Here is a 22,010-nt window from a genome sequence, read left to right on the forward strand (position 1 = left end):
TAGTGGTTATTCTAGTATATCAGGAGAACCTATTTATGAAGATGTAGATGATTTCTCAGAGCAAAAAAAGCCCACTAGCTTAAATCATAAAGAGCAACCAGAGCCTATTTATGCTAAAGTAGATTTATCGAAAAAGAGATCAGAAAGACAAGCAAAACATATAAAAGATAATTCTGGGACTTATCATGGATTAGTGAAGGATAAAGTGAATAATTTGCAAGTAAAACTAAATGAGCAAAGTGCTAATAAGCCAGCGAGTCAGCAAATCAAGACCAAGGCTGGCTTTAACGTAAAAGAAATAAGGCAAAATTTTGAGCGTAGAGATTCTGGATACGATTCTGGCTATGATTCAGATACAAAAGTTGAACAAAAATTAGAATTAGGATCTAAAGCTCCTAAATCTGAGATAGGTTCAGTAAGCATTGAACATGGGGTAATAGGAGGCTGTCGATATAAAATCACTACTCTAACTGTGTGATTCAAAATAATTGAATTGACTTTATATGTATAATCGATATAACTCAGTTAGATTCAAGTCGACTCTTTCGTCTAGTGGTTAGGACACCACCCTTTCACGGTGGTAACACGGGTTCAAATCCCGTAAGAGTCACTCAAACAGAATGCAAATAACTAAAGTTTTGAATGAAAAAAATTAGGCTTTATGTTGAAGAAGCTTTATCACAAAATGTAAGTTTGGCGCTTCATCCACGACAAAGTCACTATATTTACAATGTAATGCGGCTTAAGAAGCATGATAACATCTATCTTTTTAATGGAAAGGATGGAGAATGGTTAGGAGAAGTAGTGAATATATCAAGTAAATCGACAAAAATTATAATAAAAGAACGCACTAAACAACAACAACATGAAAAAAATCTATATTTGTATTGTGCTCTGGTAAAAAGCGGCGCCTTAAGCAACATAGTAAGACAAGCAACTGAAATGGGAGTAACCTGCATTCAATTTATTTCAACAGAACGTACAGTAGTAAAAAACATTAACCTAAGTAGAGCGAAATTACAGGCAATTGAAGCTGCGGAACAATCCGGTAGGACAAGTATACCACAGATTTTTCTTCCTATTAATTTTTGTGAATTATCCGATTCCCAGAATAAAAATTTTGTTTTGTGTGATGAAACAGGTGAAGGACAACCTCCTAATAAAGTTCTAAAAGGCAAGAAAAACGTTGCTATTATTGTTGGCCCCGAAGGTGGTTTTTCATCTTGCGAACTTGATTCTGCCAATAAATTTTGTCAGAAACTGAGTCTAGGAAAAAGAATTTTGAGAGTTGATACTGCTGTAGTTGCTGCATTAACCTTCACCAATTGGTATAGCTAGATTTTTTAATATGGCTAGTGCAACTTGACACTCTATATAAAGAAATCTGCATTATATTTTTCCTAAAAGAAATAAATGAAACTTGCATTTTTCCGAACTATCGATACTCTTAGTAAAGAAGTCGGGGCGTAGCGCAGCCTGGTAGCGCATTTGGTTTGGGACCAAAGGGTCGGGAGTTCAAATCTCTCCGCCCCGAGATTAGAAAAATTACAAGAGCACTGTAACCTAAGAGCAATTTTTATCAGCAAGTAAATGATTGACAGCAGAATGAAGCTTTTTTCATATAAATCACTGCATATCATATTCTATCGCTCAAGTTTATAAAATAATTGACAATGTTAATTTTCTAATTTATAAATGGATTTTGAAGTGATTACCGAAGGAGGTATAGAGTTTGATTGAAGTATCAGTCCATTATGGTGATGTAGATAGAGCTCTTCCAGTGTTGAGAAAAATAATTCAAAAGGAAGGAAGAGGGCTCAAAATGAAAAAAAAATATCACGAAAAGAAATCAGAGAAAACAGCTAAAAAAAAAGCTGAAGCAAGGAAAAAGAGGTATCAGCAAGAATGCAGAAGACAGCGTTATGGTTGGTAGTTTTTACTAAGGTTAATAATTAGTTATCTTATGAATATTCATGAATATCAAGCAAAGGAAATTTTACACAAGTTTAATGTCCCGGTACCAAAGGGTTTTGTTGCTACATCTGCAGAAGGAGTAGAAACTCAAATAAATCAACTAAAATCTGATGTGTTTGTGGTTAAAGCTCAAATTCATGCAGGTGGTAGGGGTAAAGCCGGTGGCGTAAAGCTAGCAAAGTCAGTTGAAGAAGCTCAACAGTTTGTAGAGGACATGATTGGTATGACTTTAGTTACTCATCAAACAGGGCCAAGCGGGCAGCAAGTAAGAAAAGTGTACATTGAAGAAGGCTCAAGCATTAAGAAAGAGTACTATTTGAGTCTAGTAGTCGATCCAAAGCTTAGCAGGCTAGTATTTATATTTTCTTCAGAAGGTGGAATGGATATCGAAGAAGTGGCAAAAAATTCTCCTACAAAAATTGTGAAGTTTGATATTGACCCTGCTACTGGTTTTACAAGTCTTGATAACAATAAGCTTTGCAATAGCTTTAATCTGAGTTCAGAACAAATAGGAAAGGTAACGAATATTGCAAAAAATATGTATGATGCGTTTATTACAACTGATGCGAGCCAGATAGAAATTAATCCACTAGTTGAAACGAATGCTGGAGGTTTTATTGCACTTGATGCTAAAATTAATTTTGATGACAATGCTCTATACCGTCATTCAGAAATCGTGAGCCTACGTGATTACGATGAAGAAGTCAAAGAAGAAATAGAAGCTTCAAAGCATGGTCTCAGTTATATAAAAATGGATGGCAATATTGGTTGCATGGTGAACGGTGCAGGTCTTGCTATGGCAACAATGGATATAATAAAGTACTATGGAGCAGAGCCTGCTAACTTTTTGGATGTTGGTGGTGGAGCGAGTAAAGAAACTGTAACTGAAGCATTTAAAATCATATTGTCTGATAGCAACGTAAAAGGAATTCTGGTTAACATATTTGGTGGTATAATGCGTTGCGATATTATCGCAAGTGGAATTGTTGCGGCTGCAAAAGAAATGAGCATTAAAGTTCCTCTAGTGGTTAGATTATCAGGTACTAATTTTGAAGAAGGAAAAAAAATCTTAGAAGAGTCAGGATTAAATATTATTGCTGCAGATGAACTGGGTGATGCTGCGCAAAAGATAGTAAAAGAGGTAAAATAAAGCATGTCCGTTTTAGTAAACAAAGATACAAGATTAATATGCCAGGGTTTTACTGGTGCACAAGGCACATTTCATTCAGAGCAAGCAATTGATTACGGAACGAAAATGGTGGGAGGTGTAACTCCTGGAAAGGGTGGTAGCACTCACCTTAATTTACCGGTTTTTAATACTGTAGCAGAAGCCAAAGAAAAAACCTGTGCAAATGCTACAGTTATATATGTACCTGCTAAATTTGCTGCTGCTGCAATACTTGAAGCAATAGATGCAAAAATAGAATTGATAATTTGTATTACAGAGGGCATTCCTATACTTGACATGGTAAAGGTAAAGCATGCTCTCGCTGGTTCAAACAGTCGATTGATTGGCCCAAACTGTCCAGGGGTTATTACACCTGAAGAATGCAAAATAGGAATTATGCCAGGACATATTCACAAACGTGGACATATAGGAATTATGTCTCGCTCTGGAACTTTAACTTATGAAGCGGTAGCACAAACAACTGCTGTTGGTCTTGGTCAATCCACGTGTATCGGAATTGGGGGGGATCCAGTTCATGGTATGACATTTGTTGACTGTATGGAGCTCTTTTTAAAAGATGACGATACTCATGGTATTGTAGTTATTGGTGAAATAGGTGGAAACGAAGAAGAAGATGTATCACATTTTGTGAAAACAGAAAAAACTAAAAAGCCAATCGTTGGTTTTGTAGCAGGCCAAACGGCACCTCCAGGAAGACGTATGGGACACGCTGGAGCAATCATCTCTTCCAGCGGTGGAAGTGCTGGTGCAAAGTTAGAGGTTATGCGCAGTGCTGGGATTGCGATTGCAGAAACCCCTGCTGTGATTGGTAAAAAGGTGTTAGAAGTAATGAGTGTCAGTGCCTAGCCTAGGTCATAAAAACCCTATATCCCCAGTCATCAGTATATTTTTTGACCACTCAATCAGTAAATGACCTCCTGGTAAATGTACTGAAGTTTGTTTAGTAGCCAAACACTTACGAAGTATAGATGCAACAAATGCTGCACAAGCCGCACTACCACATGAAGCAGTAATACCTGTTCCTCTTTCCCAAACTCTTAAGTTTATTTCTCCAGATTTTTCTATTTGTGCAATACTAACATTTGTTTTCTGAGGAAATAATTCGTGATTTTCTAGCTTTGGTCCTAAATTCTGCAATGGTATTTCGCTTATGTTATCAACAAAAAAAACTATATGAGGGTTACCAATATTTACTGCAACTGGCTCTTTCAGCATTTCAAGCTCTATAGGTAGATAAAGGGGATCGCATTCACAAGAAAGAGGAATTTCATTCCATTTAAGCAGTGGTTTACCCATATTGACCCTTATTGATTTATCACCTACTTTAAAACATTCTAAGATACGATTATTTATCAGCTCAATAGTGATATATTCAGTACCTTTTTCTAACATTATCAAATATCCAACACAGCGTGCTGCGTTTCCACACATTTCAGCTCGACTACCGTCAGCATTGTAGATATGCATAAAGCAGTTTGCAGCATTAGACATTGTTATAATTATCACTTGATCACAACTGCCTTGATCAGCAATTTGTCTATAATTCCAGTCTAAATTATTTGCTGAACGTGAGTCTATGATAACAAAACTATTGCCAGTACCATGCATCTTTACAAACGGGATCTTGTCTGTTAGGTTACTTACCATTATAGCAAAATTATATAAGTGAAAATTTTTCTTCTAATTACAGCTGTTTTGTATTCTATAGTTTTCTGTAATGTGAGTGCTAAGTCAATACCGGAGAACAGCAAAATGCTCTTTTGGCAAACTGGAGTCAGAAAGGGAGCAAATGTTTTCAATAGAAAAGTTGATAGTGACTTAATCAAAGCAGCAAAGGAATACAAAATTGGTTTTATTCGTCTTGCTCCTGACAAATTTGAAACTACGCAACGTGACTTCCTCTTAGGCAATGCAGACAATTATCCGGGCCTGATTTCCAAAGACCTGAAAGTTCTGAAAGATGTTTTAGATGCTTTTCATCAACAAAAAATACCAGTAGTGTTAACGATGCTTAGCTTACCTGGATCTAGATGGAAGCAAAATAATAACGATAAAGATGATTTACGTTTATGGTCAGATCAAGCTTTTCAAAAACAAGCAGCAAAATTTTGGCAAGATCTTGCGAAAGAGCTTAAAGATCATCCTGCTATTGTTGGATATAATATCTTAAATGAACCACATCCAGAAAGGCTTTATAATACTGCAGACTCGGCTATTTATAAAGTAGAACAAAGCAAAGTTCAGAAGAATCTATTTGGCTTTTATAGCAGCGTGGTAAACAGTATCCGCCAAGTTGACTCAGAGACCCCAATAATACTTGATAGCAGCAGTTATGCTGACTCTAATACTTTTAACAAATTTGAACCAGTTAGTGATAAAAATGTTCTTTATTCATTTCATATATATGAGCCCTTTGCTTATACAAACTTAAAATTAAACCAAGGTAACTTCGCCTACCCTGGACATGTTCAATCTTTTGATGCAAAAAAAGTAGAGTATTGGAATAAAGATAAGTTAAAATCATATATAGAACCTGTAAAAATTTTCCAAAAGAGGTATAATATACCAGATTATAAGATCCTTGCTGGAGAGTTTGGCGGGCACCGCTGCTCAAAAGGATTAGAGCACTATTTTCGAGATCTTACTTCTATTTTTAATGAATATAATTGGCATTTTGCTGTTTATGGCTTTCGAGAAGATATATGGGATGGTATGGACTATGAACTTGGAAACGAGAAGCTTTCATGGAAAGACTGGCAAGCAATTGAAGAGGGTAGGATGAAAAAAAATTATTTGCCAAATAATTCAATTTTTAAGATATTAAGAGAAGAATGGTCAAGTCAGCTCGCTGGCCATTCGTCATAAAAGAATATTTCTTTTATTGATCTTCTTTGTTTTTCTTTGACTTCAGCACCCTCTTTTTCGTAACCAACTGCTATCACTGACATTACATTAAAATCATCAGGTATATTGAATCTCTTAACTATTTTATCTCTATCAAATCCACCCATTTGATGAGCCATTAAGTTCATAGCTGCAGCCTGCAGCATAAGTGCATAATTTGCTGCACCAGTATCATGTTTAGCCCAAAGATTTTCTCCTTTACCTTGTTTACGGAAGTTCTTAGCGCTTAGAGATATAATTAGTATTTGTGCATCTTTTGCCCACTTTTGATTAGATTCATCAAGGCAACCGAGCAATTTTTTCCATGCGCTTTGATTGTTCTGTTTGTTGCATATCACATATCGCCAAGGTTCATCACCAAAACACGAGGGTGTTAGCCTTACAGCTTCTATTAAAATATCCATTTCTTTCTGAAATATTGCTCTTGTAGGATCGTATGAACGTCCGCTGTGTCTTTCTTTCATCAACGATAATAGATCTTGTTTACTCATCATTTTTAAATAGTGCATAAATAATTCATTGTAGCGCAATATAAGCAAAATTTAAATTGCAAAACCTCTTATACACATATATTACATTTAGTAAGTTATTTTTATTGGGAAGATATGTTTATAACACAATCAAGCAGTAGGTCAACACTGGCTGAAATATTGTCTTGTGTTTTACTTTTATTCTTGATGGCTCAAATAAGCATACCATTGCAGCCTGTGCCTATCACATTGCAAACTTTAGGATTAATACTTGTTGGGCTTAAATTTAACCGCAGAACAGCATTCTATTCTGTGCTTACATATCTATCACTTGGTGCAGCAGGATTTCCTGTTTTTGCGAATTTTTCTAGTGGTTATCACATTTTTCTTGGACCAACAGGTGGATATTTAATTGGCTGTTTAGCTGCTGTTATGGTAATGAACAAAGTAAATGAATTACTGAACTCTAAATATAAATCATTTGTGTGTAATTCTTTAAGTTGTCTGGCCGGTACAGCTGTAATCTTTATTTGTGGTGTTAGTTGGCTTTCTGTTTACTTTGGTCTGGAACGAGCAATAATGGTAGGTGTTTTACCATTTATCCTTCCTGGTTTGGTAAAAATTTTTCTACTTGTAGCAGCTTTGCAATATTTGAAAAAATGATAAAATTTCGTCCTCATCATTTCATGTGCACTCTTGCATTTCAAGGATATGGGTATTCTCAGGGTTTTGTAGAAAATTACAAAAAGATAGCAAGTAAAGTAATTAATGATCCTAATACTAAAATCGAAGTAGTTGATAATCTTGACACTATTTGCAGTGTTTGCCCAAACCAGACTAAACAAGGTAAATGTACCACACAAGCTAAAGTTTTAGAGCTAGATAGAAGGCATATGGAAATTTTAGGAATGAAAATAGGAGAGATTTTAACCTGGAATGAAGCAGTAAAAAGAATTAGAAAGAAAATGTCTTTAGAGAAATTTGACTACGCATGTGAGGAGTGTAATTGGCAACCATATGGAATGTGTAGAAGTGCTCTTTTAACTCATTCTAAATAGTATCTGCCAATTAATAATATCTTTATTATTATATTAGATAAGTAATGTAGCATTTATGAATTTGTAATGTGTTGCATATAGTTCAAAGAAATAAGATTTACTGGTTACGCGCTGCAGCCAATGCCACAACACTAGGATCTATGTTTGTCTGCATGTTAATTTGCGTTGTGATTTTATGGAGGTCTTCTGTTACCTATGCTAGTGAAAATTTGGAGATACAGAAGGTCTTTGATAGTGTTGTCAAGCATATAAAAGCTGATAAAAAATATAAAGATCTTGATGTTATCGAGAGAAAAAGTGACAAATTTAATATCAAAATTTCGCAGAATTCTGGCAAGAATTTTGACATATACTCTATTTTAAAAAAAGCAAAAGATTCCTTTGAGTTAGGAGATAGTGAAACAGCTACTTCTCTCCTCAATCAGATTATCGCAAAATTTCCTTATCATGAAAGTGCTTTAATTGGACTAGGGAATATCTATTACGCTAACAAAGAATTTAAAAAAGCTGTAGAGATTTACACAAGACTGTTAAAAGAATATCCTAGCAACCCTTATGTATTAAAGAATTTTCTGACGATAATTTCACAATATGATCCTAATTTAGCATTGAGTGAAATGTTGAAATTGTATGATACACTCAGAAATAGCGCCCCTTTATCAGCAAATTTAGGTTTGATCTATATGAAAAAAGGGGATTACATAAAAGCTAAAGAATATATGAAAGCAGCAATTTCTTTAGATCAAAACAATATTTTTTATACCTATAATTTAGCTGTTATTCTAGATAAGCTCTCAGATTTTAAAAATGCCACAGCATGTTATTCAAAGTTGTTGAACATGTCAAAAAATGCAAGTGAAAGAATACCTTTATACAAGGTAGCAGCAAGGCTAAAATTTATACAACTCCATAGTGCGCACTCAGCGATTCCATAAGAGTTGCTTGTATCGCTATTTTTGTTTACAACAACAACATTGAACTATAGAATTATATCTAGAGGGGCAATTAGCTCAGCTGGTAGAGCATCTCGTTTACACCGAGGAGGTCGGCAGTTCAAGTCTGTCATTGCCCATTAGCCTAGTTGAATATTAATATTACAATTATTTCAATCAAAGTATAGAAAATGCAAGACAACATAGTACCAGTTTCAATAGTGAAAGAGCTAGAGGATTCTTATCTCTCCTACGCAATGAGTGTGATCATAAGTCGAGCTATACCTGATGTGCGAGATGGATTTAAACCTGTTCATAGGCGCATATTATACGCAATGTCGAGGGCTGGGTTCGATGCCGGTAAACCGTATAAAAAAGCAGCTCGTATAGTCGGGGATGTAATGGGAAAATATCACCCACATGGTGACATGGCTATCTATGACTCCTTGGTCAGGATGGCTCAAGATTTTTCTCTTCTTTTACCACTGATTGATGGGCAAGGTAACTTTGGTTCGATAGATGGAGATCCGCCAGCTTCAATGCGATATACAGAAGCAAGGCTCCACAGAGTGTCGCATTTTTTACTAAATGATATTGACGAAGATACAGTTGATTTTAGGCCAAACTATGATGGAAATGAAACAGAGCCTGTTGTACTGCCTGCAGAATTTCCGAATCTATTGGTAAATGGTGCAAGCGGTGTTGCAGTTGGTATGGCAACCAATATTCCTTCTCACAACCTTGGAGAAATAATAGATGCTTGTATGTTATATATAGATAATCCTGAAGTTACTTTGGATGAGTTACTTGAAGTGATGCCAGGGCCGGATTTCCCAACTGGGGGAATGATTCTTGGAAGGTCTGGAATAAGATCAGCATTTGCAACTGGTCGTGGCTCAATTGTTGTGCAAGGCAAGACTCACATAGAAGACCTGCCACAAGATAGGCAAGCAATAGTGATTAATGAAATACCTTACCAGGTAAATAAAGTAAAATTAATTGAGAAGATAGGTGAGCTTGTAAAAGAAAAAAGAATTGATGGCATAACAGAAATTAGGGATGAGTCTGATAAGTCTGGTATTAGGGTAGTAATTGACCTCAGAAGAAATGCTGAAGCAAGTTTTATACTTAATCAAATATTAGGACTAACTCCACTAAGAAGTAGTTTTAGTGTTAACACTCTAGTCCTCAACAATAACAGGCCTGCTTTGATGTCATTAAAAGAAATCATAGCTGCTTTTGTTGATTTTAGAAAAGAAGTATTAATCAGGAGAACAGAATTTCGTCTAAGAAAAACGAGGGAAAAAGCTCATATATATATAGGGCTCTACATTGCGGTCTTGAGCATAGGTGAAGTGATAAAAATCATCCGTGGTGCAAAAGATCCTGCGGAAGCAAGTAGAGAACTTTTAAATAAAGAATGGAAAACTTCAGCTGAGATAAACACAATTATTGGATTAATCTCAGACAGCATGAGCTTTTTGAAAGACGGAGTGTATAGATTAACTGAGCTGCAAACGAAAGCTATTCTTGACATGAAATTGCAACGTTTAACAGGCCTTGAAAAAGACAAATTAGAAGCTGAGCTAAGTTCAATGATCAACCTGATAAAAGAATATATCGCTTTTCTTGGCTCAGGAGAGAAGTTGATGAAAGAAATAAAAAACAATCTACAAGAAATAAAGAACAGATTTGCTGTGCCGCGAAAAACTTCAATAGAGGAATCAGATACGGACATTGAAGCTGAAGATCTAATTCCACAAGAAGATATGGTAGTGACCGTAACTATGAATGGTTACATCAAACGTGTGAAGCTCTCTCACTATAGAACCCAGCATCGTGGTGGAAAAGGAAAGCTAGGACAGGGGTTAAAAGAGGAGGACGTAATCACAAAATTATTTGTTGGAAATACTCATACTAGCCTTTTATTCTTTTCTAATACTGGTCGAGTTTACAGATTAAAGGTTTATAAACTGCCTCTTGCAGAGCCAACTGCACGTGGAAGAGCGCTTGTTAATATATTCCCGCTTAGCGATGGTGAAACTATAACTAACATCATGCCGCTTCCAAGTGAGAATGACGAAAATCAAAATATAGTTTTTGTTACTGCTCATGGGAACATAAGGCGTAACTCCTTAGCAGATTTTCACTATATTCCAAGCAATGGAAAAATAGCAATAAAGCTCGACGAAGGGGATAGGTTAATATCAGTTAAAGTATGTAGCGAAATTGATCATGTTCTACTTTCAACAACACTTGGAAAAAGCATCAGATTTGTTGTAAGTGATGTGCGTCAATTTAAAAGTCGCAATTCAGATGGCGTAAGAGGTATCAAACTTGCAAAGAATGACAGCGTGATATCTATGACCATATTAAATGGGATAGGTGTAGCAACAGAAACAAAAGAACTTTACTTAAAAGTTCCACTTGCAAAAAGACTGGGGACTGCAATTAATAACTTCATTGATTCTAAATTGGAAAAGACTTTGAATGATTTAGGAATAGATAACAAACTGTTCTTAAAACTTGCAATGAATGAGGAGTTCATATTAACTATTACTGAAAATGGCTTTGGTAAAAGAACTTCTGCGTACGAGTATAGGGTAACAAATAGAGGTGGTGTTGGTATTACAAATATCCTGACTACCGACAGAAACGGTAATGTTGTTGCTAGCTTTCCAGTTGAACAGGGTGATAATATCATGCTTATTACAGATAAAGGAAAGTTAATTCGTATTTCAGTAAATGATATCAGAATTGCAGGACGTAGCACTCAAGGAGTCACTCTGTTTAAAACAGAGAGTAGAGAAAAGGTGGTGTCAGTAGCGAAAATTGAGGATCCCGATTCCACTGAAGATAGTATTTCCGAAATTGACAACTCTGTTTCTTCTTAACTGTATAGCAAAGGTTAAACAAATAGTGCAAATTTCTATTGATTAATCTATAATATTTAAATTAAAATATGTGTCTATGTTCAAGTAGAGATTGATGGATAAGAAGTTAACTAAAAATAAAAAATCATTGACGAATGAGAAGAATAAAAAAACATCTCTTGTTAAAGATTTTGCCAAAAATAAGAGTAGAAGAGATTTTATCACATTAACTACGTGTGCCATGGCAGGTATAGGAGCTGCAAGCGGTCTTTGGCCATTGGTTAAGTCTATGAATCCTTCTGCTGAGGTTTTAGCGATGTCTACGGTTGAAGTTAATCTATCTGATATTCAAGAAGGACAAGGAAAAAAGGTAAAATGGCAAGGTAAGCCAGTATTTATCCGCAAGCGCACAAAACAAGAGATTGAGGCTGCAAGAGCCATAAATGCAGAAAATTTGAGAGATCCTGAATCAGATGAAAAAAGAGTATACAAAGGAAAAGATGAATGGTTAATTATGATTGGAATATGCACCCATCTTGGATGTGTACCAGTTGATCACGCTACAAAAGACGGCAACGGTTGGTTCTGCCCTTGTCACGGTTCATATTATGACACATCAGGCCGAGTAATTGGCGGTCCTGCACCAAAGAACATGGCTATACCTGACTACTTTTTTCCAAGTGAAAATATTGTAGTAATTGGCAAGAAGGCTTAACGGATTTTCATAATTAAAGTAATAAAAGTATATTGCATTTCAAGAAGCACACTGACTTCATAGGCAAAGCTCTTGAAGTCTATCAAGCTAATTTTATACTATGCACATATTCGGGTGATAATTAAGAAACTTGCCTGCCAAATTTTCAGAGTTGACAGCTAAATTTAAAACTTGTTCCTTTGCGTCAGAAAAATTCTGACTAACTTGCTTAAAGTTATTTTCTAACTCTTCGAGGATGGAGCTGAAATTAAAAAAACTTTTCTGCATTTTATCAAGATTTTGAGTTATATAGCTTAATACATAAAGATAGAGACAAGAGGGGAAGAGATATGGTAAAGCAAGAAAAAGCTGAAAGTGAGGGAATAAATGGAGTCACCATATCAATATGAATTAAGGGAAAGAGTGATTTCAGTGGAATTGGGAGTCGCAATAGTAAAAGTGAAAGAAATCTTCAAAGTAGAACTATCCCCCAAAGCTGCACATGGACATAGAATATCCTTTGTCAGGGATGGACGTAAACATTGAAGATCTTCCCCTAGAGCTGGATATAGATATAAAGTCATTTATGCCATTACCTATATTCGAGAAAAATATCACATGCCAAGAACCTTGTCAAAATTATATAATCTATCTCTAGAGCAGGTTATTGAGAATGTCAATCCACATAAAAGAGCCAGGTATTCCTAACACCACTAAACTCACAAATTCATTTGCTAGAGTTTATAAGTTCTTGTTTATAATAATTTTATTATATCGTAAAACCATCTATATCGGCCTATTTAAACAGATTTTACTTTCCTTAAGGATTTTTTAAAGACCACCTATTGAATTCTATGATATTATTTTTTGTGAGATTGTTATACACGTTATGGCAAGGAAGGCAGAGAGATTTGTTAAGTAGTTTTTGCATCTATATGAGCTACTTGAATAATGGTTACAATATTTGTACAATTGTACAGCATGAGCTGAGTTCGCTTAGCCCTTATCTACATATTCAGTTCCACCAACAGTTATTGCATCGACCTTGAGTGTTGGCTGACCAACTCCAACAGGCACATTTTGCCCGTCTTTTGAGCACGTACCAACACCAGGATCTAACTTTAGATCATTACCAATCATTGATACTTTTTTTAGCACTGTTGGCCCATCACCAATTAGTGTTGCTCCTTTCACTGGCTGTGTAATTTTACCATTTTCTATTAGGTAAGCTTCTGAAGATGAGAAAACAAATTTTCCTGATGTTATATCAACTTGTCCACCACCAAAATTTACTGCATATAGGCCTCTTTTTACACTGGATATTATTTCTTCTGGTGCATATTTTCCTGCCAACATATAGGTGTTTGTCATGCGTGGCATAGTAACTTCTTTGTAACTTTCTCTTCTACCATTACCAGTTGGATTTACACCCATAAGTTTAGCGTTCATATGATCTTGCATATATCCTTTTAGAATTCCATCTTCTATAAGCACATTATAGCCAGGTAAAGTACCCTCATCGTCTATGCTAATAGAACCACGCAAATTAGGTAGAGTTCCATCATCAATTACAGTAATGTTACTGGCTGCCACTTGTTTACCCATAGAATTTGAAAATGCCGAGATTCCTTTACGGTTAAAATCACCTTCAAGTCCATGACCTACAGCTTCATGCAATAATATTCCTGGCCAACCTGAACCTAAAACAACTGTCATCTCTCCAGCCGGAGCTGGAATTGCCTCAAGATTTACTAGCGCTTGTTCTAACGCTTGGTTTGCAACTTTTTTCCACTTCTTCTCAGAAACAAATTTACTATAAGAGTCTCTTCCACCGTGCCCTGCAGAACCTCTCTCTGCTCGGCCATTTTTCTCTACGATGACTAGTACATTAAAACGTACCAAAGGCCTGATATCGCTTAACCTGTGATCATCTTTTATTATTTGTACAACTTGCCATTCTCCATTTAGAGTTATTTTTACCTGCTTCACGCAGTTATTCTTCGACCTTACATACTCATTAATCTCATTGAGTAGTTTAATTTTTGAGCTCAGATCCATTTCATTTATGGGATTAATCTTTGAATACAGGCTTTTTGCCTCCTCATTTAAGTTTACTGAATTTGTTTTGCTTAAAGATGCTGAACTTTTTACCATAGAAGCAGCTTTACTAATTTCTTTTTCGCTAATCTCAGAAGAGCAAACAAAAGACGTACTATCTTCACAAAAAGACCTGAGACCAAATCCTCTTCTGATATTTAAATCCATATGTTTTAATATATTATCATCAAAAATCAGGGATTCTGATTGGCAAAACTCTAAAAATAGCTCACCACCATCACTATTGCTCAAAGCGTTGTTGACTATTTTATATACATTATTAATATTAACATTGTTCTGAGCAAAAAATATTTGATCTAGATTTGGCATTACCTTTGAGCTAAAAATTGTTTAAGTATATTATTTAATTTTAACATAGTAAATCACAAAAAGCCCGGGTGGCGGAATTGGTAGACGCGCTAGCTTCAGGTGCTAGTAACTTTTCAAGTTGTGGAAGTTCAAGTCTTCTCCCGGGCACTCTGTATTGATTTTTGAGTCAATTAATGCTATGATATAATGTATTTACTACTAAGTTTATGAGTTATGAAGAAAAAAAGCTTGTTTACAGAAAGAAAATAAGAACTTATTCAAAACGCTTGGTTACTGCACTATCTATTGCTTCTTTGAGTGGGTACATAGCAGCATTAGCCCTAAATATTTCTTCCTTAAGCTTGTATTTTACTATTGTCAGCACTATACTAAGTGCACTTTCGCTTGCTTTAAATATATGGTCATTAACTGATCATTTTAGGCAGTGTGGCATTAATAAGCAACTCGATACCTCTCGGCAAGAGAAATTAATGAAGATCTGCCTCGACATTGCATCTAACGTTTCATTTTTAATAGGAGGAATTACATCTATATTACCTCTTGAATTTCCTATTATCCCCTTTATTTCCGTTGCTTTTTTTATTCTAGGTTGTACCTTTATGGCAACCAATTTCATTCGAACTATGATTAGTCAGCCGCAAATAGATGAAACCAAAACCTCAAAGTTAGTGATCATTTGAACATTCAATCTGCAATAGCTGCCTAATTATTACATGTTAATAACTTAGCTTATTTAACTTGACAAATTACGCCATCTCCCTTACTATGATAGCAAGAGTATTTACCCTTGTTTTTAATCTCCGCGGATTTAACAGCAAAATTCAGTAAAAAACTCAAATATTTATTGGCAAATTACATAAAAATTATAGCGGCTGCATGTCTTTTTTATTTTTTCTACATTCAGCCAAATCGCGCTTGTTAGTACATTATCAATTTAAATTATTAAAACTCGCTATACGGGGGTTCTTTTGTCTTTTTTTACTTAGTAAATTTCTTAATATTTGTAGCTAAAGTAATTTTAGAGAGCCAGCGTGGGACACACAACCGCACTAACGTTTATTTTTGAAGGTACTATTTATATAGATGAAATGTTCAAAAGTAAAGCATTTAAATATCTAATTCTTACTTCCCAAATTTCAAATTATCTTCCTCCTATTTTATTAATAGCAGGTTTGGTGTTGCAGTACCAATCTAGTTGCGTAGACAGTAAAGTACTCATTGGATTTGCTATAGTACTAGGTTGTACTTTATTATTACAATTAGCAAGTGAGATCTACGAGAGAAAAGTTGTAAATCTTGTAAAAACTGAAGGAAGAGGTGATGAACAAAATGTACCTATAGGAGCATTAACCGAAAAGCCAAGCAGCATTGTAAATCCCGATAGTGTTCACGCTCATGGAAGAGAGCAAGTTGTGTAGTGCATTTATTGTTCTTGGATTAATTGATAGCTATTCTCCATACTAAAATCTCTGGCTAAAAATAGCGAGCCACAGATTAGTATGGTTTTGACGTTTTGTATAGAAGCTTTTAGTATGTGATTTGATATAGCATCTCTGATTGATTCACATTCGATAGCATTGATTCCTATATTATGAGCTCCTTCTCTAATTAAATCTGTACTTGTTGCTTTAGGTTCAGATTTAACACAAACGGCGCATAGTAGTTTGATGTATGGCTTTAAGTGCTCTAAGAACTCTGCGACGTTTCTGTTACGAGTAACACCAAAGATCATATAGATACCTTCAGCAAAATTGTCTCTTACCCACTTAGCTAACACTCTGGCACCATCATTGTTGTGCGCGCCATCTAGAAATAATTGCCAATCTTTTGGTAATAAAGAAATTAAATTACCTTCTTTTATAGACTCTAGCCGCGCAGGCCAATAAGTGCTCTGTAAACCTGAAGCAATGTCCTCTTCTCCAATATTAAATCCATACTTCCCACTCAAAATGCTACATGCTGCAATTGCGTTTCCTGAATTGATTATTTGATGATCTCCTTTTAAAGATGGCAAAGAAAATTCTATTGATTGAATAGTCGATTGAAAGACCATCCTGTTATTCTGTTTTTCGCAATTCCACTCAAATCCTCCTCTATATAAGGGAGATTTTTTGTTTATTGCGTGTTGTTCTAGCGTGTTCATTATAGATTTTTCTTGTGGTGCTATTACGCAAGGAACATTAGGTTTCATTATTCCAGCCTTTTCACCTGCTATGGTTTCTACGGTAGGACCAAGATATTCTGTATGGTCAAGTGCAATGGAAGTGATGATCGTTAGAATCGGATTATCTATAACATTTGTTGCATCAAGCCTTCCACCCAGACCCACTTCAACTAAAGTAATATCAGCTTTATGACGAGAAAAAGCTAAGAAGGCTGCAGTCGTTGCGGCTTCAAATAGAGTGATGGGTTGTTCTGCGACTGCTATACGGCATTCTTCCAGTGAGTTATGTAATTCACTATCATCGATATCATTGCCTGCAACAACTATTCTCTCATTAAAATTCACTAAATGTGGAGAAGTGTACGTATGAACTTTATACCCTGCTGCTTGCATTATATATCTTATAAAGGATAGTGTTGATCCTTTGCCATTAGTGCCAGCTATGTGAATTATTGGCGGTATTTTTTTCTCGGGATTACCCAGTTTATTTAGAAAACTTTTTATGCGATCAAGAGAAAAATCCTTTGGCCTACTGCCAATCGGCTTAGGCCAATGAGGCATGTATATCATAAATTATTGTTACGTTTTAATTCATCTATTACACTTGCCATGCCGTGCGTGTCGATTTTTTCACTAAATTGAGAACGTTGATTAATAGCAATACTTATCCCACTCATTACAACATCGTTTATTAAGAAAGAATTGTCATTTTTAGTCACTTTAAAGTCAATGTTTGTAAATTCCTCATCACCATAAGAAAATCTTGTTCCTATCAGACAAGTTTCATCGTCAACTGCTTTTGTACTCATTATGATCATTTCACTATTATTTATGTATTTATACAAAATTTTAGCGCACAAGCGCGCGAGATATACTTCATATTCTTTTAGAAACTCTTCTTTTTCTTTCTGAGTAGATAAATTCCAATATTTCCCTATGACAAATCGAGATATTCCTTTGAGGTCAACATTATTCTGAATAATTTTCAGAAGTTCTTCTTGTACATGTTCTAGATTTTTTCTATTCCCTTTCATAGACGTGTTGTCTACTTGCTGCTTCATGGCAAGCACAAAAGTTTTGTGCCCTATACAATTCGCGTAAGCACTTGAGGAGATTACAATAAAAATGGTTAAGAACTTAATAAGATTCATAAGATATATTTATTAGCTATGATACTTAAAATGCAAAATTTAACAAAGGCAAAATAATGATCGCTAGTTTTAATATATCTATAGACATACTCTATATAAATAATCTATAATTAATTTAGGGGTCTGTGCTATGCGTTATGAGTTAAGTTAAATTTCCCGAGCGATAATTTCTGATCAAGGGAATTGCCTCTGTTAATTTCATTGAAATTAGTACGTGATGCCCACCTTAACTTTAGGTCTCAGGAATCTACTAAGACTGACGGTAGATATGGATCCCTTTTCCATTATTTAGGTTTATGTTACACCAATATAAAGAACAAGGTGTTTTTTTCTGTTCATCTCATGAGATATTTCAAGTTGTAATTGACGTTGAGAAGTATCCTGATTTTGTTCCTTGGTGCAAAGCTGTTTATATAAAAGAAAAAACTGATAGCCAAATGATTGTGGACCTCCTTGCAGCTTTTCATGGCATTAAAGGAAGTTACACATCAGAAGTGACCTTTCTTTCTCCAAATGGAGCAAATAAAAGTTGGATAAAAGCTGTGTCGTCAAATGGAATATTTAAACATTTATACAACGAATGGAAATTCACTCCTATAGATGAAAGTAAAACTATGGTAGAGTTCTATATAAAGTTTGAATTTAAATCCAATTTGTTTTCCGCCTTATTAAACTCAGTTTATAAATACACACAAAGTAAAATAATTGCTGCATTTAAAGACAGAGTAGAAAGTGTTGCCGAGAAAAAGTTATCTTGACATCATTTATATAAATGCATAAATTCTTTAATAAGTTAAGTATTTCCATTGTAATGATTTTTAGATTATTGTTCTTACTTATTTTTATAAGTGTTAGTTCTTATGCAGCTATTGAACAAAACTTACCCAACACTCAAAAAACTGATGAAATAACATCAAAAGAACTACTGTCACTACTGCCTGATGATAAATTATTAGGTGATCCAAAAGCACCAATTTTAATGATAGAATATGCTTCGCTCACTTGTTATCACTGTTCTCTTTTTCATAAGAAAGTTTTTCCTAAAATCAAAGAAAAGTACATAGATACAGGTAAGATGTTATACATATTCCGTCATTTTCCTCTAGATTACAGAGGATTAAAAGCTGCAATGCTAAGTTATTGCTATGAAAAAGAAGAAGACTATTTTAATTTTAACAAAGCTGTGTTTAATGCAATAGACTCGTGGAACTACTCTAATTTTAGTGATTTAACTATACTACAAAAAATTGCTGCACTAAGCAATTTGAAGCAAGATGTATTTAACCAATGCATTAATGATAAAAAGATGATGGACAAAATTATAAATGATAAATCACTTGCAATTAATAAACTTGATATCACAGCTACTCCTGTATTCATCATCAAGATTAACGATGACAAATCATATGTAGAGAATGGTAAAATCAAACATGAAGGGTATAGAGAGCTGGAATACTTCACTAATGTAATAGATGAGTTATATGGAAAAGCTATAGTGAAGTAATAACACTGTAGCTTACCATATAAAAACCCTATGCTGAATCATTATTTTTTGATACTGTTTGTTGCTTTTTACGCTCAAACTCTCTTTTTTTACTGTGCCAAGCATAATAATACATAGCAATTTTATTCTCTATTAATACTATCGTTCCATCATAAAATTGGACCATATCCATAACTTTTTTCTGAGCTTCGTTAAAGCGTTCTTTGTACTTCTCGCGATAAGCTGGATTGTGCAGTAATTTCACTCCTTCATTATTATTAGATTTCTTGCTTAACGTTTCAACTTCGTTAGCAATGTTATAAGACATATAACCCCCTCTAATTGATTATAAAAATTACATTTTAAGAGAGATGTAAAATAAACGATCCCTTAATTCTAGTATAACAATTGGTTATTATACTAGTTAACCATAGTAAAATATATAATAATCTTTGTCACTTAAAATTTTACTTTATAAAATAACAACTTAAAATAAAAATTTTTATTATTCTTAACTCTATTGTTATATCTATAAATCTTATATAGATTAAACCTCCTTAGTTTATATTATAAAACTTAATGCGTCATAACTTTAGCAGAAAATCGTTGTACATAAGAAGCTTATTTGCAAAAGAGTATAAAAAAATAGAAGAACATTGTACTCTTGATAAGAAACAACGTATTCAAATCACTCCTGAAGAAGGAAAATTATTAAATTTATTTATCAAAATCCATAAAGTTAAAAGCATAGTTGAAATTGGCACTTTATATGGTTATTCGTCAATTTGTATGGTAAAAGCTTTACCGAAAGATGGTCATATATATACAATAGAAAATAATCCTCAACACTCAAGAATAGCAAAAAAAAATTTTAGTGCTTTTAATCTAAGTGATAAAATTACTCTAATAGAAGGTGATGCACTGGAGAAAATTAATGAATTATCAGCAAAGGCACCATTTGACATGATATTCATCGATGCTGACAAAAGTAGTTATCCTAAGTATTTAGATTGGGCAGAGTCATACATTAAACAAGATGGGCTAATCGTTGCAGATAACACTCTATTATTTGATACAGTATTTTTAGAATCTCCTCCAAAAGAAGTATCAGAAAAGTCATGGCATGCTATGAGAGAGTTTAACGATAGATTGTCAGATGAAAAAAAATATTTCTCCATATTGATTCCTACTCTTACTATTACCCACAAATATAAATGGACATAAAAATAAAGTATTACAACATTAAAGTTTGCAAACATTGAGGGTAAAAAATGGCAAACAGGAATAATGAATGGGCTGAAAATGAATTTGGAGATGCTGTACTTGGAGATAAAAGGTTAACTGACCGATTAGTAAATATTGCTGATAGTTTTACAAGTTTACCTGAAAGCTCAATCAATCAGGCGTGTGGAAGTTGGTCAGAAGCAAAAGCAGCATATCGTTTTTTTCAAAATGAGAACGTGAAAGAAGGCGATATTCTAGCTTCACACGTTGCTAAAACAGTTGAAAGAACAAAAGCCCATAAAAAAATTTTTGTGATCCAAGATACAAGTTATATTTCATACACAGACCATGAAAAAACAAGTGGATTGGGAGTTATTACAAGAAAACATAGTCAAGGTATTATAATGCATACAGCTCTAGCTGTTAGTATAGAAGGTTTGGTACTAGGGATACTAGATCAAAAAATTTATTCAAGACCTGAAGAATCTGAAAACATAAAAAAAAAGAACAATGACAGTATCCGCATTGAAGATAAAGAGAGTATAAAATGGTTAGAAACTTTAAGCAACACAAACAACATTATTGATTCAACTCAAACTGAGACTATAACCATATGCGATAGAGAAGCAGATATATATGAGTTTTTTGAGCTTGCATATAATCTTAATTCGGCAGTGTTAGTTAGAGCTTCCAAAGATAGGGCAGTAAATAGAAAATCTCGATATCCTGAAAAAGGTGAGCAGAAGTTATGGGAATTTATTAAATCCTCTCATTGTGCAGGTACGGTAAAAGTTGAAGTTCCTGCAAAAGATAATAAGCCAAAAAGAACAGCACATTTGGAAGTTAGATTCGGAAAGTTTATTATGCATCCATCTAAGAATAGTATTAGGCATAAGACAGAAGAATTACTTAAATTACCACACTATGCAGTTTACGTTGTTGAAAAAGACTTTCCTTCTGAAACAAATCCGCTAGAGTGGATGCTTTTAACAAATCTTCCAGTCAATACCTTTGATGAAGCTGTTGAAAAAGTTAGGTGGTATTGTCTTAGATGGAAAATAGAAATATTACATAAAATTTTAAAATCTGGTCTCAAAGTTGAAGAATGTAGGCTTGGAACAGCAGAAAGGTTGATGCGATATTTAACAGTAATGAGTATTATTGCTTGGAGAATTTTCTTTATTACAACAATTGCAAGAACTGATCCAACATTACCGTGTACTACCTTATTAGCCGAAGAAGAATGGAAAGTTCTATATGTAAAAATACATAGAAAACCATGTTCAAATGCAACTCCTACTATAAAAGAAGCTGTTTCATGGATTGCTCAACTTGGAGGACATTTGGCTAGAAAAAATGATCTAGAACCAGGCCCCATTACTATTTGGAAAGGATGGAGACGTCTCTTTGATCTAGCAGAAGGATGGCGACTTGCTCACGAACTTTATATTTGTGGGTAATAGTAAG

The 22,010-nt window shown here is 34.5% G+C and carries 23 protein-coding genes, 4 tRNA genes, 1 other RNA gene and 1 pseudogene; 23 read left to right on the forward strand and 6 right to left on the reverse strand.

The window, feature by feature from the left end; translation table 11 throughout:
- From ACJ5GX_RS02750 to sucD, 7 genes and pseudogenes are all read left to right on the forward strand, one after another.
- A pseudogene (locus ACJ5GX_RS02750) lies at positions 1-478 on the forward strand (ankryin); the annotation flags it as partial.
- A 60-nt stretch (positions 479-538) separates the two neighbouring features.
- Positions 539-610, forward strand: a tRNA-Glu gene (locus tag ACJ5GX_RS02755).
- Between the two features lie 32 nt (positions 611-642).
- Positions 643-1,338: a 16S rRNA (uracil(1498)-N(3))-methyltransferase gene (locus ACJ5GX_RS02760; RefSeq protein ID WP_007302351.1), complete on the forward strand. Its 696-nt coding sequence runs from the start codon at positions 643-645 to the stop codon at positions 1,336-1,338.
- 122 nt (positions 1,339-1,460) lie between these two features.
- A tRNA-Pro gene (locus ACJ5GX_RS02765) sits at positions 1,461-1,534 on the forward strand.
- A 198-nt stretch (positions 1,535-1,732) separates the two neighbouring features.
- Positions 1,733-1,933, forward strand: coding sequence for a 30S ribosomal protein S21 (rpsU, locus tag ACJ5GX_RS02770; protein WP_007302350.1), 201 nt, complete (start codon positions 1,733-1,735; stop codon positions 1,931-1,933).
- A gap of 30 nt (positions 1,934-1,963) precedes the next feature.
- A complete protein-coding gene (gene sucC / locus ACJ5GX_RS02775) occupies positions 1,964-3,124 on the forward strand; it encodes an ADP-forming succinate--CoA ligase subunit beta (protein WP_052264972.1) in 1,161 nt (386 codons plus the stop codon).
- A gap of 3 nt (positions 3,125-3,127) precedes the next feature.
- Positions 3,128-4,009: a succinate--CoA ligase subunit alpha gene (sucD, locus tag ACJ5GX_RS02780; protein WP_007302348.1), complete on the forward strand. Its 882-nt coding sequence runs from the start codon at positions 3,128-3,130 to the stop codon at positions 4,007-4,009.
- A gap of 6 nt (positions 4,010-4,015) precedes the next feature.
- On the opposite strand, the gene dapF is transcribed toward sucD, so the two are convergent.
- The gene (dapF, locus tag ACJ5GX_RS02785) at positions 4,016-4,810 is read right to left on the reverse strand and encodes a diaminopimelate epimerase (protein WP_052264971.1); all 795 of its coding nucleotides are present in this window, start codon (positions 4,808-4,810) and stop codon (positions 4,016-4,018) included.
- 18 nt (positions 4,811-4,828) lie between these two features.
- Between dapF and ACJ5GX_RS02790 the strand changes: the two genes are divergently transcribed.
- Positions 4,829-6,028 (forward strand): glycoside hydrolase family 5 protein, encoded by a 1,200-nt coding sequence (locus tag ACJ5GX_RS02790; protein WP_495292683.1) that lies wholly within the window; start codon positions 4,829-4,831, stop codon positions 6,026-6,028.
- On the opposite strand, the gene ACJ5GX_RS02795 is transcribed toward ACJ5GX_RS02790, so the two are convergent.
- Entirely contained in the window at positions 6,004-6,576 is a 573-nt protein-coding gene (locus tag ACJ5GX_RS02795) for a nitroreductase family protein (protein WP_052264977.1), read from the reverse strand. The genes ACJ5GX_RS02790 and ACJ5GX_RS02795 overlap by 25 nt on opposite strands.
- A 96-nt stretch (positions 6,577-6,672) precedes the next feature.
- On the opposite strand from ACJ5GX_RS02795, the gene ACJ5GX_RS02800 reads away from it, so the two are divergent.
- From ACJ5GX_RS02800 to ACJ5GX_RS02830, 7 genes are all read left to right on the forward strand, one after another.
- Positions 6,673-7,200 carry a biotin transporter BioY gene (locus tag ACJ5GX_RS02800; protein ID WP_052264970.1) on the forward strand — a complete coding sequence of 176 codons (528 nt, stop codon included), beginning with the start codon at positions 6,673-6,675 and terminating at the stop codon, positions 7,198-7,200.
- On the forward strand, positions 7,197-7,595 hold the full coding sequence (locus ACJ5GX_RS02805; RefSeq protein WP_007302343.1) for a DUF1284 domain-containing protein: 399 nt from the start codon (positions 7,197-7,199) through the stop codon (positions 7,593-7,595). Before ACJ5GX_RS02800 ends, ACJ5GX_RS02805 begins: the two co-directional genes overlap by 4 nt.
- A 68-nt stretch (positions 7,596-7,663) precedes the next feature.
- Positions 7,664-8,530 (forward strand): tetratricopeptide repeat protein, encoded by an 867-nt coding sequence (locus tag ACJ5GX_RS02810; RefSeq protein ID WP_052264969.1) that lies wholly within the window; start codon positions 7,664-7,666, stop codon positions 8,528-8,530.
- A 64-nt stretch (positions 8,531-8,594) separates the two neighbouring features.
- Positions 8,595-8,667 (forward strand) — tRNA-Val (locus tag ACJ5GX_RS02815).
- Positions 8,668-8,718: 51 nt separating this feature from the next.
- Entirely contained in the window at positions 8,719-11,421 is a 2,703-nt protein-coding gene (gene gyrA, locus ACJ5GX_RS02820; protein WP_007302341.1) for a DNA topoisomerase (ATP-hydrolyzing) subunit A, read from the forward strand.
- Between the two features lie 94 nt (positions 11,422-11,515).
- On the forward strand, positions 11,516-12,115 hold the full coding sequence (gene petA, locus ACJ5GX_RS02825) for a ubiquinol-cytochrome c reductase iron-sulfur subunit (RefSeq protein ID WP_006014178.1): 600 nt from the start codon (positions 11,516-11,518) through the stop codon (positions 12,113-12,115).
- Between the two features lie 366 nt (positions 12,116-12,481).
- Positions 12,482-12,640 (forward strand): hypothetical protein, encoded by a 159-nt coding sequence (locus tag ACJ5GX_RS02830; RefSeq protein WP_019078626.1) that lies wholly within the window; start codon positions 12,482-12,484, stop codon positions 12,638-12,640.
- Between the two features lie 450 nt (positions 12,641-13,090).
- Here ACJ5GX_RS02830 and tldD read toward each other — a convergent pair whose 3' ends face one another.
- Complete coding sequence (gene tldD, locus ACJ5GX_RS02835; RefSeq protein ID WP_007302340.1) at positions 13,091-14,521, reverse strand: metalloprotease TldD; 1,431 nt, start codon at positions 14,519-14,521, stop codon at positions 13,091-13,093.
- Positions 14,522-14,583: 62 nt separating this feature from the next.
- On the opposite strand from tldD, the gene ACJ5GX_RS02840 reads away from it, so the two are divergent.
- The 3 genes from ACJ5GX_RS02840 to ACJ5GX_RS02850 all read left to right on the forward strand — a co-directional run bounded on the left by ACJ5GX_RS02840 (position 14,584) and on the right by ACJ5GX_RS02850 (position 15,939).
- Positions 14,584-14,668 (forward strand) — tRNA-Leu (locus tag ACJ5GX_RS02840).
- Positions 14,669-14,727: 59 nt separating this feature from the next.
- On the forward strand, positions 14,728-15,201 hold the full coding sequence (locus tag ACJ5GX_RS02845; protein ID WP_495292684.1) for a hypothetical protein: 474 nt from the start codon (positions 14,728-14,730) through the stop codon (positions 15,199-15,201).
- 351 nt (positions 15,202-15,552) lie between these two features.
- Positions 15,553-15,939, forward strand: a complete 387-nt coding sequence (locus tag ACJ5GX_RS02850) for a hypothetical protein (RefSeq protein ID WP_007302338.1) — start codon at positions 15,553-15,555, stop codon at positions 15,937-15,939.
- 5 nt (positions 15,940-15,944) lie between these two features.
- On the opposite strand, the gene ACJ5GX_RS02855 is transcribed toward ACJ5GX_RS02850, so the two are convergent.
- Entirely contained in the window at positions 15,945-17,255 is a 1,311-nt protein-coding gene (locus tag ACJ5GX_RS02855; RefSeq protein ID WP_052264851.1) for a bifunctional folylpolyglutamate synthase/dihydrofolate synthase, read from the reverse strand.
- On the reverse strand, positions 17,252-17,836 hold the full coding sequence (locus ACJ5GX_RS02860; protein WP_007302336.1) for an MlaC/ttg2D family ABC transporter substrate-binding protein: 585 nt from the start codon (positions 17,834-17,836) through the stop codon (positions 17,252-17,254). The genes ACJ5GX_RS02855 and ACJ5GX_RS02860 overlap by 4 nt, the downstream gene beginning before the upstream one ends.
- Positions 17,837-17,953: 117 nt before the next feature.
- On the opposite strand from ACJ5GX_RS02860, the gene ssrS reads away from it, so the two are divergent.
- From ssrS to ACJ5GX_RS02875, 3 genes are all read left to right on the forward strand, one after another.
- Positions 17,954-18,115: non-coding RNA, 6S RNA (ssrS, locus tag ACJ5GX_RS02865), on the forward strand.
- Positions 18,116-18,132: 17 nt separating this feature from the next.
- Positions 18,133-18,594: a type II toxin-antitoxin system RatA family toxin gene (locus tag ACJ5GX_RS02870; protein ID WP_006013504.1), complete on the forward strand. Its 462-nt coding sequence runs from the start codon at positions 18,133-18,135 to the stop codon at positions 18,592-18,594.
- Between the two features lie 14 nt (positions 18,595-18,608).
- A complete protein-coding gene (locus tag ACJ5GX_RS02875) occupies positions 18,609-19,340 on the forward strand; it encodes a thioredoxin domain-containing protein (RefSeq protein ID WP_012481954.1) in 732 nt (243 codons plus the stop codon).
- 28 nt (positions 19,341-19,368) lie between these two features.
- On the opposite strand, the gene ACJ5GX_RS02880 is transcribed toward ACJ5GX_RS02875, so the two are convergent.
- On the reverse strand, positions 19,369-19,647 hold the full coding sequence (locus ACJ5GX_RS02880) for a DUF2671 domain-containing protein (RefSeq protein ID WP_007302334.1): 279 nt from the start codon (positions 19,645-19,647) through the stop codon (positions 19,369-19,371).
- Between the two features lie 251 nt (positions 19,648-19,898).
- Here ACJ5GX_RS02880 and ACJ5GX_RS02885 point away from each other — a divergent pair, with 251 nt between their 5' ends.
- Positions 19,899-20,543, forward strand: coding sequence for an O-methyltransferase (locus tag ACJ5GX_RS02885; RefSeq protein ID WP_214303149.1), 645 nt, complete (start codon positions 19,899-19,901; stop codon positions 20,541-20,543).
- Between the two features lie 47 nt (positions 20,544-20,590).
- A complete protein-coding gene (locus ACJ5GX_RS02890; protein WP_214303148.1) occupies positions 20,591-22,003 on the forward strand; it encodes an IS4-like element ISWosp2 family transposase in 1,413 nt (470 codons plus the stop codon).
- Positions 22,004-22,010 lie beyond the last annotated feature (7 nt).

It is taken from the genome of Wolbachia endosymbiont of Tuta absoluta (assembly GCF_059414725.1).

Bases quoted from the DNA above. Each gene is read 5' to 3' on its own strand.
- ACJ5GX_RS02805 (WP_007302343.1), top strand. From the start codon at position 7,197: ATGATAAAATTTCGTCCTCATCATTTCATGTGCACTCTTGCATTTCAA.
- ACJ5GX_RS02890 (WP_214303148.1), top strand. From the start codon at position 20,591: ATGGCAAACAGGAATAATGAATGGGCTGAAAATGAATTTGGAGATGCT.
- tldD (WP_007302340.1), bottom strand. From the start codon at position 14,521: ATGCCAAATCTAGATCAAATATTTTTTGCTCAGAACAATGTTAATATT.
- sucC (WP_052264972.1), top strand. From the start codon at position 1,964: ATGAATATTCATGAATATCAAGCAAAGGAAATTTTACACAAGTTTAAT.
- ACJ5GX_RS02870 (WP_006013504.1), top strand. From the start codon at position 18,133: ATGTTACACCAATATAAAGAACAAGGTGTTTTTTTCTGTTCATCTCAT.
- ACJ5GX_RS02845 (WP_495292684.1), top strand. From the start codon at position 14,728: ATGAGTTATGAAGAAAAAAAGCTTGTTTACAGAAAGAAAATAAGAACT.
- ACJ5GX_RS02855 (WP_052264851.1), bottom strand. From the start codon at position 17,255: ATGATATACATGCCTCATTGGCCTAAGCCGATTGGCAGTAGGCCAAAG.
- ACJ5GX_RS02760 (WP_007302351.1), top strand. From the start codon at position 643: ATGAAAAAAATTAGGCTTTATGTTGAAGAAGCTTTATCACAAAATGTA.
- dapF (WP_052264971.1), bottom strand. From the start codon at position 4,810: ATGGTAAGTAACCTAACAGACAAGATCCCGTTTGTAAAGATGCATGGT.
- ACJ5GX_RS02880 (WP_007302334.1), bottom strand. From the start codon at position 19,647: ATGTCTTATAACATTGCTAACGAAGTTGAAACGTTAAGCAAGAAATCT.
- ACJ5GX_RS02795 (WP_052264977.1), bottom strand. From the start codon at position 6,576: ATGCACTATTTAAAAATGATGAGTAAACAAGATCTATTATCGTTGATG.
- ACJ5GX_RS02860 (WP_007302336.1), bottom strand. From the start codon at position 17,836: ATGAATCTTATTAAGTTCTTAACCATTTTTATTGTAATCTCCTCAAGT.
- ACJ5GX_RS02875 (WP_012481954.1), top strand. From the start codon at position 18,609: ATGCATAAATTCTTTAATAAGTTAAGTATTTCCATTGTAATGATTTTT.
- petA (WP_006014178.1), top strand. From the start codon at position 11,516: ATGGATAAGAAGTTAACTAAAAATAAAAAATCATTGACGAATGAGAAG.
- gyrA (WP_007302341.1), top strand. From the start codon at position 8,719: ATGCAAGACAACATAGTACCAGTTTCAATAGTGAAAGAGCTAGAGGAT.
- ACJ5GX_RS02800 (WP_052264970.1), top strand. From the start codon at position 6,673: ATGTTTATAACACAATCAAGCAGTAGGTCAACACTGGCTGAAATATTG.
- ACJ5GX_RS02830 (WP_019078626.1), top strand. From the start codon at position 12,482: ATGGAGTCACCATATCAATATGAATTAAGGGAAAGAGTGATTTCAGTG.
- sucD (WP_007302348.1), top strand. From the start codon at position 3,128: ATGTCCGTTTTAGTAAACAAAGATACAAGATTAATATGCCAGGGTTTT.
- ACJ5GX_RS02885 (WP_214303149.1), top strand. From the start codon at position 19,899: ATGCGTCATAACTTTAGCAGAAAATCGTTGTACATAAGAAGCTTATTT.